The 13,183-nt window shown below is 65.8% G+C and carries 16 protein-coding genes and 1 tRNA gene; 9 read left to right on the forward strand and 8 right to left on the reverse strand.

Annotated features, from left to right (window positions below; translation table 11 throughout):
- Positions 1–32: 32 nt before the first annotated feature.
- On the forward strand, positions 33–1,004 hold the full coding sequence (locus tag GGR45_RS10500; RefSeq protein WP_175312570.1) for a cation diffusion facilitator family transporter: 972 nt from the start codon (positions 33–35) through the stop codon (positions 1,002–1,004).
- Positions 1,001–1,669 carry a hypothetical protein gene (locus tag GGR45_RS10505; RefSeq protein WP_175312569.1) on the forward strand — a complete coding sequence of 223 codons (669 nt, stop codon included), beginning with the start codon at positions 1,001–1,003 and terminating at the stop codon, positions 1,667–1,669. Before GGR45_RS10500 ends, GGR45_RS10505 begins: the two co-directional genes overlap by 4 nt.
- Here the strand turns inward: GGR45_RS10505 and GGR45_RS10510 are convergent.
- Positions 1,621–2,223 carry a DUF4893 domain-containing protein gene (locus GGR45_RS10510; protein ID WP_217498056.1) on the reverse strand — a complete coding sequence of 201 codons (603 nt, stop codon included), beginning with the start codon at positions 2,221–2,223 and terminating at the stop codon, positions 1,621–1,623. The genes GGR45_RS10505 and GGR45_RS10510 overlap by 49 nt on opposite strands.
- A gap of 8 nt (positions 2,224–2,231) precedes the next feature.
- Positions 2,232–3,017: a 3-hydroxybutyrate dehydrogenase gene (locus GGR45_RS10515; RefSeq protein WP_175312567.1), complete on the reverse strand. Its 786-nt coding sequence runs from the start codon at positions 3,015–3,017 to the stop codon at positions 2,232–2,234.
- A gap of 133 nt (positions 3,018–3,150) precedes the next feature.
- On the opposite strand from GGR45_RS10515, the gene ypfJ reads away from it, so the two are divergent.
- Positions 3,151–4,050, forward strand: coding sequence for a KPN_02809 family neutral zinc metallopeptidase (ypfJ, locus tag GGR45_RS10520; protein ID WP_175312566.1), 900 nt, complete (start codon positions 3,151–3,153; stop codon positions 4,048–4,050).
- Between the two features lie 57 nt (positions 4,051–4,107).
- On the opposite strand, the gene GGR45_RS10525 is transcribed toward ypfJ, so the two are convergent.
- Together GGR45_RS10525 and GGR45_RS10530 are read right to left on the reverse strand one after the other, a co-directional pair.
- Complete coding sequence (locus tag GGR45_RS10525) at positions 4,108–5,097, reverse strand: NADP-dependent oxidoreductase (RefSeq protein WP_175312565.1); 990 nt, start codon at positions 5,095–5,097, stop codon at positions 4,108–4,110.
- A gap of 95 nt (positions 5,098–5,192) precedes the next feature.
- Complete coding sequence (locus GGR45_RS10530) at positions 5,193–6,434, reverse strand: DUF2171 domain-containing protein (protein ID WP_175312564.1); 1,242 nt, start codon at positions 6,432–6,434, stop codon at positions 5,193–5,195.
- Between the two features lie 248 nt (positions 6,435–6,682).
- Here GGR45_RS10530 and GGR45_RS10535 point away from each other — a divergent pair.
- The 3 genes from GGR45_RS10535 (at position 6,683) to GGR45_RS10545 (ending at position 8,306) form a co-directional block, all read left to right on the forward strand.
- Positions 6,683–6,758, forward strand: a tRNA-Ala gene (locus GGR45_RS10535).
- Positions 6,759–6,813: 55 nt separating this feature from the next.
- Positions 6,814–7,575: an NUDIX hydrolase gene (locus GGR45_RS10540; protein WP_336621464.1), complete on the forward strand. Its 762-nt coding sequence runs from the start codon at positions 6,814–6,816 to the stop codon at positions 7,573–7,575.
- Positions 7,575–8,306, forward strand: a complete 732-nt coding sequence (locus GGR45_RS10545; protein WP_175312613.1) for an extensin-like domain-containing protein — start codon at positions 7,575–7,577, stop codon at positions 8,304–8,306. Before GGR45_RS10540 ends, GGR45_RS10545 begins: the two co-directional genes overlap by 1 nt.
- A 72-nt stretch (positions 8,307–8,378) precedes the next feature.
- Here the strand turns inward: GGR45_RS10545 and GGR45_RS10550 are convergent, their stop codons facing one another.
- From GGR45_RS10550 to GGR45_RS10565, 4 genes are all read right to left on the reverse strand, one after another.
- A complete protein-coding gene (locus GGR45_RS10550; RefSeq protein WP_175312563.1) occupies positions 8,379–8,936 on the reverse strand; it encodes a hypothetical protein in 558 nt (185 codons plus the stop codon).
- A gap of 274 nt (positions 8,937–9,210) precedes the next feature.
- Complete coding sequence (locus GGR45_RS10555; RefSeq protein WP_175312562.1) at positions 9,211–9,486, reverse strand: hypothetical protein; 276 nt, start codon at positions 9,484–9,486, stop codon at positions 9,211–9,213.
- Positions 9,487–9,549: 63 nt separating this feature from the next.
- Entirely contained in the window at positions 9,550–10,329 is a 780-nt protein-coding gene (locus GGR45_RS10560) for a transglutaminase-like domain-containing protein (protein WP_175312561.1), read from the reverse strand.
- A gap of 76 nt (positions 10,330–10,405) precedes the next feature.
- Entirely contained in the window at positions 10,406–11,152 is a 747-nt protein-coding gene (locus GGR45_RS10565) for a Bax inhibitor-1/YccA family protein (RefSeq protein WP_175312560.1), read from the reverse strand.
- Positions 11,153–11,275: 123 nt separating this feature from the next.
- Between GGR45_RS10565 and thpR the strand changes: the two genes are divergently transcribed.
- From thpR to GGR45_RS10580, 3 genes are read left to right on the forward strand one after another with little or no spacing between them, the layout of a single operon-like run.
- Positions 11,276–11,827: an RNA 2',3'-cyclic phosphodiesterase gene (gene thpR, locus GGR45_RS10570; RefSeq protein WP_175312559.1), complete on the forward strand. Its 552-nt coding sequence runs from the start codon at positions 11,276–11,278 to the stop codon at positions 11,825–11,827.
- Positions 11,828–11,866: 39 nt separating this feature from the next.
- Complete coding sequence (locus GGR45_RS10575) at positions 11,867–12,403, forward strand: superoxide dismutase family protein (protein ID WP_175312558.1); 537 nt, start codon at positions 11,867–11,869, stop codon at positions 12,401–12,403.
- A 19-nt stretch (positions 12,404–12,422) separates the two neighbouring features.
- Entirely contained in the window at positions 12,423–13,082 is a 660-nt protein-coding gene (locus tag GGR45_RS10580; protein WP_175312557.1) for an HAD-IA family hydrolase, read from the forward strand.
- The last annotated feature ends 101 nt before the right edge of the window (positions 13,083–13,183 follow it).

Here is a 13,183-nt window from a genome sequence, read left to right on the forward strand (position 1 = left end):
AACAAGCGCTTCAATCGCACGCTGTACGCGCCATGCCCGATACCGGCCTGACTGCGCGCATTCGCGAGAATATCGTCCTGTACGGCGCGCTGGCGGCCAATCTGGGGATCGGCGTCGCCAAGTTCGTCGCCGCCGGTATCACCGGCTCATCGTCGATGCTGACCGAAGGCGTGCATTCGGTGGTCGACAGCGGCAATCAGATCCTGCTGCTCTATGGCCAGAAGCGCGCCAGGCGTGGCCCCGATGCGATCCATCCCTTCGGCTATGGCCGCGAGCTGTATTTCTGGGCCTTCGTCGTCGCCATCCTGATCTTCGCTCTGGGCTCGGGCATTTCAATCTATGAGGGTTGGCTGCACATTCAGACGCCGGAGCCCCTTCGCGATCCGACGGTCAATTATATCGTGCTTGCCATCGCCTTTGTGCTGGAAGGCGCGAGTTGGAGCATCGCCGTGCGGGAGTTTTCGCGCACCAAGGGGGATGGCGGCTGGTGGCGCGCCATCCATGATTCCAAGGATCCGCCGGGCTTCATCGTGCTGTTCGAGGATTCGGCGGCCTTGGCGGGACTGGTCATCGCGGCGCTGGGCGTCTGGCTGTCCCACGCGACCGGCGATGCGCGGATCGACGGCATCGCCTCGGTCCTGATCGGACTGGTCCTGGGGCTGGTCGCAATCCTGCTGGCGCGCGAGGCCAAGGGACTGTTGATCGGCGAGCGCGCCAACCCGGAGGTGGTCGAGACGATCCGCAGCATCGTCGCCGCGCGCCCCTGGATCACGCACGTCAACCATGTCCGCACGATCCACACCGCGCCCGACAGCATCTTCGCCGCGATCAGTGCCGATTTCGTCGACAGCCTGCCGATGGGCACCGCGGAAACGATGATCGAGATATTGGAGGATGATCTCCGGCAGGCCGTTCCCAGCCTGTCATCCATCTATATCCGCCCGGAAAAGCGCGAGAATGCAGCTGCGACGGCTCCGCATCCTGCGCTAAAGAACGGGGCATGACGATGCTCCTGCGACTCGCCACGGTCCTGCTCCTGGCGCTGACATATGCCCTGCCCGCCCAGGCCGCGGTGACGATCACCTTCTGGAGCCACGAGCTGGGGAACAGCTTCCCGCACGCCTTCTTCTCGTTACGCGGTACGGTGGATGCCACCGGCCAACCGGTCGATGCCAATTACGGCTTCACCGCCAAATCCGTGTCGCCCGCCATTCTGATGGGCACGGTCAAGGGACGTCTGGACATCTCCAAGCCCTTCTACATCTCGACCAGCGACGCGCAGTTTTCCTATGTGATGACCGATGCGCAATATGCCGCCATCCTGGCGCTGGTCGCGGCCTGGGACGAGAAAACCGGCGACGCGCGATACAACCTCAACGAGCGCAACTGCGTCCATTTCGTCCAGGAAGCGGCGCAACGGCTGGGGCTGGTCGGGCTCGATCATCCCGACCTGATGAAGAAGCCGCGATCCTATCTGAAGGCGGTGGCGCAGGCCAATGTCGACCGGGTCACGGTCATCGGACAGCCCGGCAAGGCCTATCTCGCCTCGCTGCCGCCGCTGCCCGTGGCGCCGGTCACGCCGCAGCCCGCTGCCCCGGCCGTTGACGATGCCGCGACTGTTCAGGGCGCGATGGGCACCAGTTCGAGAATGTCGACCACCGATTCATAAGCCGGATAGGGAAAGGCGATCCGCCAGTGAGTCGGATCGACCCGCTCCACCACCCCCGCCATGTCGCGCGCCCGGTCGCGGCCATAGGCATAGGAGCGTTCCTCGTCCCCCAGGATCATCGTACCCAGGAAGATGCTGCGCGCGTCGGTGTCGGAATAGATACGCCCGGTCAGCCGCTGCGATCCGTCGATCTTGCTCAGTTGCTGGCCGCCGCCCGCCACCCGGCAGCGGAAATAGGGATAGGCGACATAGGTCAGCGTCGCGCGCCCCTGCGTTCCCATCTTGATCGTGCGGCAGCGATAATCGCCATCGGGCAGTTCCGGCTCTGCGATCGAGTGATCGGGATCGACGAGCGACCCCAACGCCGCAATCTCCGCCGCCGCGCCGCCCGTCCGTGCCTGCGCCAGACCCTTCACCCAGGCGCTGCGCCAGCCGCGCAGGCGGACCCGGTCATCCTCGGTCGCGGCCAGCCGCCAGTCGTTCGCCTGCTCGGTCCGCTGCGCCTGGACCTCCACCACGCCGCCCGCCGCCAGCACCGCGCCCGACAGGATCATCGGCCATTTCATTGTGCGGTCCAGCCGCCATCGACCGACAGATTGGCGCCCGTGATCGACTTGGCTTCATCGCGGCAGAGGAACAGCGCGAGGGCCGCCACCTGTTCGATGGTGACGAATTCTTTCGTCGGCTGCGCCTTCAGCAGGACCTCATCGATGACCTGCTCGCGGCTCATCCCACGGGCCTTCATCGTGTCGGGAATCTGATTCTCCACCAAAGGCGTCCAGACATAGCCGGGCGAGATGCAGTTGGCAGTAATGCCATCGGTCGCCACCTCCAGCGCCACGGTCTTGGTGATGCCGACCACGCCATGCTTGGCCGCGACATAGGCCGACTTGTTGGGGCTGGCGACCAGGCTGTGCGCCGAGGCGGTGGTGATGATCCGGCCCCAGCCCTTTTGCCGCATGTGCGGGATCGCCGCGCGCATCATGTGCCAGGCCGAGGACAGGTTGATCGCGATGATCGCATCCCATTTCTCTACCGGGAATTCCGCGATCGGGGCGACATGCTGGATACCGGCATTGTTGATGACGATGTCGCACGAGCCCGTCTCGGCCACCGCCCGTTCGATCATCGCGGCGATCTGGTCGGGCTGGGTCATGTCGGCGGGGTCATAGAGCGCCGCCGCACCGCTGGCCCGTTCCAGCCCGGCGCGGTTCGCCTCGATCGCGTCGGCCTCGCCGAAACCGTTGAGCACGACCGCCGCGCCCTCCGCGGCCAGCGCCTTGGCATAGGCCAGCCCGATTCCGGAAGTCGAGCCCGAGATCACCGCCGTCTTGCCCTTGAGGAACATGCCATTCTCCCTTGGTATGCGCGACACCATGCGATCAGATGCCGACCCGTGCAACCGCCGGAAGGCTTTGCGGGTTCAACCTCACGGCAAAGACCTGCATAGGCGGGCTGTATGACAAAGGGGTGAGACGACGATGCGGCTCGACGATTATGACAACGACATCGATGTCGGCGAAGCGCAGAGCGGCGGCGGCTTTGGTGGCGGCGGCGGTGGGCTGCTCTTCGGGCTGCTGCCGCTGATCGGCAGCCGCTTCGGATGCGGCGGGATCATCGTCGTGCTCATCATCCTGGCGGTCGTCGGCATGAACCCGCTCGGCCTGCTCAACGGCGGCGGCAATGCGCCCGCCACCCGGTCGGCCGACTCGTCTTCGGGCCAGAGCGTCCGTCAAATCTGCGAAGCCTCGCCCGAACGCCGCGACACCTGTCGCGCGTTCAGCAATGCGGACAACACCTGGGAGAAGATCTTCGCGGATTCGGGGCAGCGCTTCCAGCCGCCGGGCCTGCGCTTCTTCGTCGGCAATACCGCCCAGTCGGGATGCGGCGTGGCGCAATCGGCGGTCGGCCCCTTCTATTGCCCGACCGATCGCAAAATCTATCTCGACACCAATTTCTTCAACGAGCTGGCCAACCGCTTCGGCGCGAAGGGTGATTTCGCCCGCTATTATGTCGTCGCGCATGAGTTCGGCCATCACATCCAGACGCTGCTCGGCACGTCCGACAAGGTGCGCCAGGCGCAGCAGGCGGCGGGTCAGGCAGAGGGCAATGCCCTGTCGGTGCGGCTGGAGTTGCAGGCGGACTGCTATGCGGGCGTCTGGGCCGCGAAAAACCGCGACCGGCTGGAACCGGGCGATGTCGAGGAAGGCATGACCGCCGCCCGCGCCATCGGCGACGACACCCTCCAGCGCGAAGCCACCGGCCGCGTGGTGCCTGACAGCTTTACCCATGGCACCTCGGAACAGCGGATGCGCTGGCTTCGCCGGGGCATGGAGACGGGCGACCCGGCGCAGTGCGATACGTTTTCGGGCACGATCTGAGCAATGAAACGCCCCCTCCCGCAAGCGGGAGGGGGCGCAAAGGGAGAGTGTCCTCCCTTACAGCTTCACCAGCATCTTGCCCTTGTTGCCGCCGGTGAACAGCGCCAGGAACGCCTCAGGCGTCTTGTCCAGCCCCTCGAACACCGTCTCCTCGCGCTGCAAGCGGCCGTCCTTCAGCATCGCAGCCATGTCGCGGTGGAAACCCGCCTGATCCTTGAAATCGCTGACGATGAAGCCCTGAATCCGCACGCGATTGCCGATCAGCCGGGCCAGATACTTCAGGCTCGTCGGCTTGGCGTCGTTATAGACGTCGATCATCCCGCAAATCGCGAAACGCGCATTCAGCTTGGCATGGGCCAGCGCGGCGTCCAGATGATCGCCGCCGACATTGTCGAAGTACACATCGATGCCATCGGGCGCAGCTTCGCCGAGCGCCTCGACCACCGACTGGCCCGCCTTATAATCGATCATCGCATCCGCGCCGAGCGAGCGCACCCACTCGCACTTCTCCGCGCCACCCGCCGAGCCGATCACGGTCATGCCCTTGGCCTTGGCGATCTGCACCACCGTCGAGCCGACCGCGCCTGCCGCCGCCGAGACGAACACGGTATCGCCCGGCTTGGCCTCGGCCACCTGGAGAAGGCCGTAATAGGCGGTCATGCCCGGCATCCCGAACTGACCCAGATAGGCCTGCGGATCGACACCGAGATCGGGGAGCGGCTGGACATGTGCGGCGGGCAACACCGCCTCGTCACGCCAGCCCGCCATATGGCTGACCGTGGTGCCGACCGCGATGCCGTCGGCGCGGCTCTCGACCACTTCGCCGATCGCACCGCCCTGCATCGGTTCACCCAACGCGAAGGGCGGGACATAGCTCTTCGTGTCGTTCATCCGACCGCGCATATAGGGGTCGACCGACAGCCAGCAATTGGCGACCCGCACCTCGCCCTCGTTCAGGGCGGGCAGGTCGCGCTCCACCAACGCGAAATCGTTCGGCATGGGGGTACCCTTGGGGCGCGCCGCCAGCGTCCAAGCCTTCATCGTCATATCCTTTCATAACCTGCCGCAGACATGGAAAGGGCTCGGGTGAAAACCACCCGAGCCCTTCAGGGAAAGTCACCGTTAAGTGACGTTTTTCCTTATCAGAAGCCCCGATTCGTGTCCGAGGTCGTCCCGGTGCCGCTCGTCGCCGTGCTGCTCGTGGCCGTGCCGGTGCTGTTCTGGGTGGCGCTGGTCGTACCGGTCGCACTCTGGCCGTAACCGCTCGCCTGGCCGCCGGTCTGGCCGCCGCTCTGACCATAGCGGTTCGCCTGACCGTAACGGTCGTTTTCATTGGTGCGGTCGCCGAACATGGCGCGCGCATTTTCCTCGTCGCGCCACTGAGCCTTGGCTTCGTCGGCGGTCTTGGTCAGCGTGACCTTGTCATCGACCGACTTCAGCCAGCGCGATGGGATGGAGTGGTGCTGGCCGCCAGCATCCTTATCATTCTTGGTCAGCAGGATGCGGTCGCCGCGCACCTTGTCGACCGTGCCGACATGGCTGCCGTCCGAACCAACGACTTCCTGATGCTCCTTCACCTGGGGCAGCAGGCCGCGCTGGCCTTCGCGCTCGGTGCGCCAGCTCGAAAACTCATTCTGGAACTTGGTGCGGTTTTCGCTGCGATATTCGTCATAATCGCGGTCGAGCGCGGCGATCTGGCCCGAGCGCCAGTGGTTATAGTCATGATCCTGTTGCGCGTAATAGCGCTCGTCATAGCGGGCATCGGCATCGCGGCGGCGCTCCGCCTCCTCGTCGCCGAACCACGAGCGCACCTCGTCCCCGGCGCGCGCGAAGAAGCCGCGATCCTCGTAATCATAGCCCTGCGGCTGGCGGCCATAGTCGCGCCCCGACTGCGCACGACCATAATCCGCCCGGCCATAATCGGCACGACCGTAATCGCTGCGCTCCTGGCGATCGTCGCGGCCGTAACGGTCGCCGGTATAGCCATAGCCACGCGACGAATCGCCATAGTTCGACCCGCCGCGATAGCCTTCGCGACCATAGTCACGGCCGGAGTTGCCGTCGCCGCGATAGGCGCCGTATTGGCCCGAACGACCCTCGCCATAGCGGCCTTCATTCTGACGGCCACCAAAGTCCTGGCGCGACCCGCGATAGCTGTCGCGGTCATAGCCCTGGCGGCCATAGCCCTGATGACCATAGTCGCGCGCGCCATAGCCACGACGGCCTTCGTTCCGGCTGTCGTTGCGGTCGTCGTCATACGCACCCGCCGCGTCATATTCGCGCGCGCTCGAATAGGTGTAGTCGCGCCCCGAGCCATAATCCCGGCCGTAGTCGAAGTCGCGGTCGCCACGATTGGCGTCGCGGGAATAGCGGTCGTAAGCCATCCTAAACCCTCCTGAAATTCGGTCCTGCGGGGGCCGACGCCGCTCGTCCGGCGGGCCGTGCCTTCCGGATGTTTCAATGAGGCACATCAAGACATGTTCCGTCGCCCCCGTGCCAGCAGCGACGGACGGAGTGATGCAGGAGGCCGAAAGCGCCTCAAAAATTTTGGGTTGCGTCTGCAAAGCGCTGTTGCGTCGCCCCCGATCACGGGCTAATGGCGTCGCTCCCGACCATGGTCGGATTACGGGGCGGGGCTGTAGCTCAGATGGGAGAGCGCTGCAATCGCACTGCAGAGGTCAGGGGTTCGATTCCCCTCAGCTCCACCACCCCGCTTCCCCTTGCATCGTCCATTCTCGCCGCCCTCGTGATCGTGCCGGACCGATGATGCCTCCTGATCCCATCCCTGCCGCGACCCTGATCCTGATGCGCGAGGGGGCAGAGATCGCTTCCCTCCCCGAAATCCTGATGGTCGAGCGCGGCGCCACGCTCGCCTTTCTCGGCGGCGCGATGGTCTTTCCCGGCGGGCGGGTGGATCCGGGCGATCATGCGCTCCTTTCCCCCCATGACCCCGATCCCGAAGAATCGGCGGCCCGGATTGCCGCGATCCGCGAAACGATCGAGGAGGTCGGCCTGAGCATCGGACTGTCGCCGTCGCCCGATGCGGCCACGCTGACCGACCTGCGCGCGGCGATGGCGAAGGGGCGATCCTTTGCGCAGACGCTGGTCGATCACAGGCTGACGATCGACACCCATGTGTTGACGCCGTTCGCCCGCTGGTGCCCCGAGCACGTACCCGTCCGCCGGTTTGACGCGCGCTTTTATCTGGCGGCGATCGCACGCGGAGCCTCCGAACCCGCGATCGACGGTGCCGAGACGGTACGCGCCGTCTGGATGACCGCGCACGAGGCGTTGGCCCAGGCGGACAGCGGCGCCATCCGGATCATCTTCCCCACGCGCCGGACGCTGGAACGATTGGCGCTGTTTCGCGATTTCCCTTCCGCCGCCGCCGATGCGCGGGCCTGGCCGATCCGACGGATCATCCCCTTTCAGGCGGAGCGTGACGGCGTGCCATCCATTTGTATCCCCGACGATCTGGGCTATCCGATCACCTCCGAGCCCGTCGCCAGCGCGAAACGCGGGTGATGCGGGCGCTCCGGCGATGGACGATCCTGTTGGTCGTGCTCGCAGGGCTGGCGATGCTTGCGTTGCTGCTATGGGGCTGGGCGCGGCGCAATCCGCAAGACGTACCCTGGGCGCCGCTCGACCTCGGCCAGCCGGTGGGGATGTTCACCGGGCGCAAGCTGACCGCACTGACCCGGGACAAGGCGCAATGTATGGGGCTGCTGGACCGGGCAGGTATCCGCTACAATGCGCTTCCCGGCCGCTCGGACGGCGCGCAATGCGGCTATGACGATGCGGTCAGATTCACCCCGGGCGGGGCACGGGCGATCCGCTATCAGCCGGCGACGCTTGGTATCTCCTGCCCGGTCGCCGCCTCGCTGGCGCTGTGGGAATGGGACGCGGTCCAGCCTGCCGCCCGCGAATTGCTGGGCAGCACGGTCGTCGCGGTCGATCATCTAGGTAGCTATAACTGCCGCCGGATCAGCGGCCGGAGCGGCAGCGACTGGAGCGAACACGCCCGCGCCAATGCCGTCGATATCGCGGGCTTTCGCCTGAAAGACGGACGCCGGATCAGCGTCGTGCGCGATTGGAAGGACAAGGGCGCCGCGGGGCAATTCCTGCACCGGGTCCGCGACCGGGCGTGTGATCTGTTCGCGACGACCCTATCGCCCGATTACAATGCCGCGCACGCCGACCATTTCCACCTGGACCAGGCCTATCGTGGCGCGATGGGCTGGCGGGCGTGCCGTTGAGGTGATTCCTCCCCTCATGGGGGAGGAACAGGATCGATGACGGAGCCCCCCCGGCCCGTCATCGCCGCCCCATCAATTGGCCAGTGACGTGCCGTTAGTGTCGACCTTCTCGACCCAATGCGGGAAGAAGGCAGGCTGACGGCTCGACCAGCCTGCCGCAGTCGCCGCCGCCTCACTGATCGACTGAAGCAGCTTCCGCCGCAATTCCGGATGCAGATGCGGCAACGCCGCCGCCGCGCAGAACACCGACGGCAGCCACGGGCGCACCTCGGCCCCGATCAGCCGCTCATACAGGAACCGAAAGGCCGAGAAGCTGGTCAGCCGCCCCTGCCCCAAGTCGAAAGCTGCAATGGTCACGAACGGCGCCATGAAGGGCTCCAGCGCCTCGAGGCCGCTGTCGACCGGGATCAGGTGACGAATCTCGGGCAGGCTGCGATACAATCGGGCCTGGGCGCGGATGCTTGCCGCCTCGACGACATCGCGCGACCAGCGCACCATAGCATCCTCGCGGTCCAGCCCGATGTCGAGCGACCGGCGGATATAACGCTGCGTCGACGCCGCGAAGCCCGCAAATTCCTTCATTTCCGCCAAGGTCATCGCGCCTTCGGCCGGTCTGCTCCTTGATCCCATATCATCACCCCGCCCAATCGAACCAACCCGATCATCATGCGCTCAATTGGTTAACGCAACGCTGAACCGGCGGAAGACAAACGAACATGAAATGCGCCGCGCCGCAACATAGATTGCGACGAACGGCCATCGGGGCAATCAATTTCCTGTTCGACGTGCGCTGCACGACACAATCACAAAGCTTGTTGCGACTGCGCAACGGCTGACCTTTGCCGACCAGACGGCGCCGTGGCGAAGGCCGGGAAAAGGCCCCCGCCCGGTCATCGTCGCCGGATCAGCGATCCTCGTCGGTATAGCCCGACGACTCGGCAGGGCCGTCACGGCCAGGCTGGGTGTTGGAGGGCGGATCACTCGCGTCCATCGACTCGTCCAGGCTCTCGTCGAGCTGCGCGTCGATATCCTCGGGGTTCTTGTCGAGGCTCTCCGTGATGTCGGAGTCCTGCCCGGCATCCTGTTCGGGCGGACGCGGACGGTTGCCCTGCTCGGCCTGCTCGCCGCCCGGCGCGACCGAGACGCTGTCCAACGCGCGATCGTCGATGCTGTCGTTCATGTCACTTCCCCATCATAGTGGACAGGATCAACGAGCCAGATCGGACAACCGTTCCTGCCGGGCCTAGTCCAACCGCCGGACCGTAACGCGTTGATCGCAAAAGCGCGCTTCGCCGAAGACGGTCATGAAGGCGATGTCGGTCGCATCCCGACCGACGCATACCCGGGCAATCTCGTCGGCGTGCGCCATGCCGGTTGCATCGACGAGATGCCAGCCGCCCTCCAGCCACAGCTCGGCGACCGCATGGAAATCGGGCGGGTCGACGCCCGGCGCATAGGCCGCGACGCAGCGTGCCGGTATCTCCGCAGCGCGGGCCAGCGCGACCAGAAGATGCGCATAATCGCGGCACACCCCGCTGCGCATACCGAAGGTATCGAGCGCGGTGATCGTGCCACTCGAACTGCCCGCCTGATAGGTCAGCCTGGTCTGGACCCAATCGGCCAGCGCCGCCGCCATCGTACCGCCGCTCAGCCCGGAAAAGCGCTGGCGAACGAACCCCTCCAGCCGATCCGACTCGCAATAACGGCTGGGCAACAGATAGGGGATGAGGTCGCCCGACAGCGCCCTTGCCGAGGTCGCCGCCAGCCCCTCCAGCCGGAGGACGGGGCGCTCGATCGCAACCACCGCTTCGTACCGGGCAACCAGGCCATGATCCGCACGCACCCAGCAACGCTGGCCTATCCCGTCTTCGCCCCGTACGGCGGTTACCGGGTGATCGGACCAGATGGTCAGCGACTGATGCTCCAGCCGCTGGTCGGGCGTCGCCGCCGCCTCAATCTGGAGCAGGATATCGGCCGGGCTCGTCAGGCTATAGTCGAGCGCCACCTCAATCGACAGGCGCATCGCCGAATCCCCTTCTCACGAAAAAAGGCCCGGCGGACACTCCGCCGAGCCCTTGAGATCAGTCCGTCCGATCCGATCAGTCGCGGCTGGAGCCGGTCAGACGCAGGATGAACATGAACATGTTGATGAAGTCGAGATACAGGCTCAGCGCCGACATGATGACCACGCGGTCCTGCATCGACGTGCCGCGCACCTCGTAATACATCGACTTGGTACGCTGCGTGTCATAGGCGGTCAGCCCAGCGAACAGCAGTACGCCGACGAAGCTGATGACCAGGCCCATCGTCCCCGACTGGAGGAAGATGTTGATGATGCTGGCGACGATCAGGCCGACGAGACCGATGATCAGGAAGGTGCCGAAGGCCGACAGGTCACGCTTGGTGGTGTAGCCATAGAGGCTTAGCGCCGCGAAGCCCGCTGCGGTGGCGAAGAACGCCCCTGCGATCGAACCGCCGCTATAGACCAGGAAGATGGTCGACAGCGACAGCCCCATGACGACCGCGAACGCCCAGAAGAGCAGCTGCATCGTCGAGGTCTTCATGCGGGTCACGCCCATGCTCAGCGCGAACACGAAGCCCAGCGGCGCGAACATGATGACATATTTCAGCGCGCCGCCATGCAGGAAGACCTGCGCGGCCATGCTGTCGCGCCCACCCCATGCGAAGAGCAGCGCGACGATACCCGTCAGCAGCACGCCCGACGTCATGTAGTTATAGACGGACAGCATGTACGAACGCAGACCCGCATCATAGGCGGTCGAGCCCGTGGTGGCGGTGGTTCCGAACGGCGCGGCGCTCGGCCGTGGATCAGACCAGTTTGCCATGGTGAACTATTGCTCCTTTGCCCGGCCATATGCCGGTTGATGGAAATATCGCTCTCTCCGCGACGCTTTTCAAGCACAAGAGGTTCCCGTGGCGCTTACGGAATGCGATAGACATATTTTGTCATGCATCGCCTGTTCGTCGCCCTTCGCCCGCCGCGCGCCATTCGCGACCAACTCGCCGACGCCATGGACGGCGTTCCCCAGGCCCGCTGGCAGGATGACGAGCAGCTGCACCTGACCCTGCGCTTCATCGGCGAGGTCGACCGCCCCGTGGCCGAAGACATCGCCGCCGCGCTGGGACAGGTCCATGCGCCCGCGCCCCGGTTGCGGATTTCGGGTGTCGGCACCTTCGATCGCAAAGGGCGGGTCGATACGCTTTGGGCGGGGGTCACGCCGCACGATGCGCTGATCCATCTGCACCGCAAGGTCGATCAGGCCTGCGTCCGCGCAGGGATCTCGCCCGAATCGCGGGCCTATCTGCCACACATCACGCTCGCTCGCCTGCCCGGCTCGGCCGGACGCACGCCCGAGATCGAGGGATGGCGCGCGGTCCATGCGGGCCTGTCGAGCGCGCCCTTCGCCATGGAGCATCTGGTCCTCTATCAAAGCCATCTGGGGCATGGCGGCGCATCCTATGAACCCGTGATGCGTTGGCCGCTTGAAACCGGCGGGTAACACGCCGCAAACATCCGTATCGAACAGGGAGCTTCCGTCATGAAATATCTCACGCTGTTGACCATCGGCACCGTCGCGCTGGGCCTGGGCGCCTGCGACCAGACCAAGATGGAGACGGGCTCCCCCACGCCGAACGGCGCGAGCGCGACCGCGATGCTGAAGACCGCGACCGGCGCGGACGCGGGCCGCGCCACCGCGACCGAGGTGGCGGGCGGGCTTCGCGTGACGCTCGACGCGATGAACGTGCCTGCGGGGATGCACGGCGTCCATGTCCACACCGTCGGCCGCTGCGACGCGCCGGACTTTACCACGGCGGGCGGCCACTGGAACCCCACGCAGCGCCAGCATGGCAGCATGAACCCGCAGGGTCCGCATGAAGGCGACATGCCCAACATGACCGTCGGCAATGACGGGCGCGGAACGCTCGGCGTCGTGCTGCCCGGTGCGACCATGGCGGGGCTGCTCGATGCGGACGGCTCGGCGATCGTGATCCATGCGGGGGCCGACGACCTCAAGACCGACCCCAGCGGCAATAGCGGCGGCCGCATCGCCTGCGGCGTGTTCCAGGCCAACTGAGCGGGATGACCACGCCCCAATGACCCCCCTGCCGACCCGCCGCTTCGGCGGATTCCTGTTCGACATGGACGGGACGATCCTGAGTTCGATCGCGTCCGCCGAACGCGCCTGGACCGCTTGGGCGACGCGGCAGGGGCTGGACGTCGCGGCGTTCCTGCCGACCATTCATGGCGTTCAGTCGGTTGAGACGATCCGGCGGCTGAACCTGCCCGGCGTCGATCCGGTGGCGGAGGCCCATGCGCTGACCGAGGCGGAGATGCTGGATGTCGACGATGTCGACCCGATCGGCGGCGCAGGCGCATTCTTGGCCGCGCTTCCGCCCGATCGCTGGGCGATCGTGACCTCCGCGCCCAGGCGGCTGGCGGAGGTACGGCTAAAGGCGGCCGGGCTGCCGCTACCGGGCGTATTCGTGACGGCGGAGGATGCGGAGCGGAGCAAGCCTGCGCCCGATGGCTTCCTGCTGGGGGCAAAGCGGCTGGGCGTCGCGCCCCAGGATTGCCTGGCATTCGAGGACGCCCCCGCCGGGATCGCTGCGGCAGAGGCGGCGGGGATGGCGGTGGTGGTCGTCAGCCAGACGCATCGTCATCCGATGGACACCACTCATGTGATGGTGACCGATTATCGCGATCTGGCGGTGGAGTGGGATGGGGCCAGCCTGAAGTTGGACCACCGGGTTTAAATTACTGCCCTCACCCTCCCTACCCACCGACGATGGGCGGCCCCCTTCCCTCTCGCATCGGAAGAGAGAGGGCATCCTAACCTCCGTTCCGCCTGAACGAT

This window comes from Sphingomonas zeae, assembly GCF_014197135.1.
GTDB classification, from domain to species: Bacteria; Pseudomonadota; Alphaproteobacteria; order Sphingomonadales; family Sphingomonadaceae; genus Sphingomonas; species Sphingomonas zeae.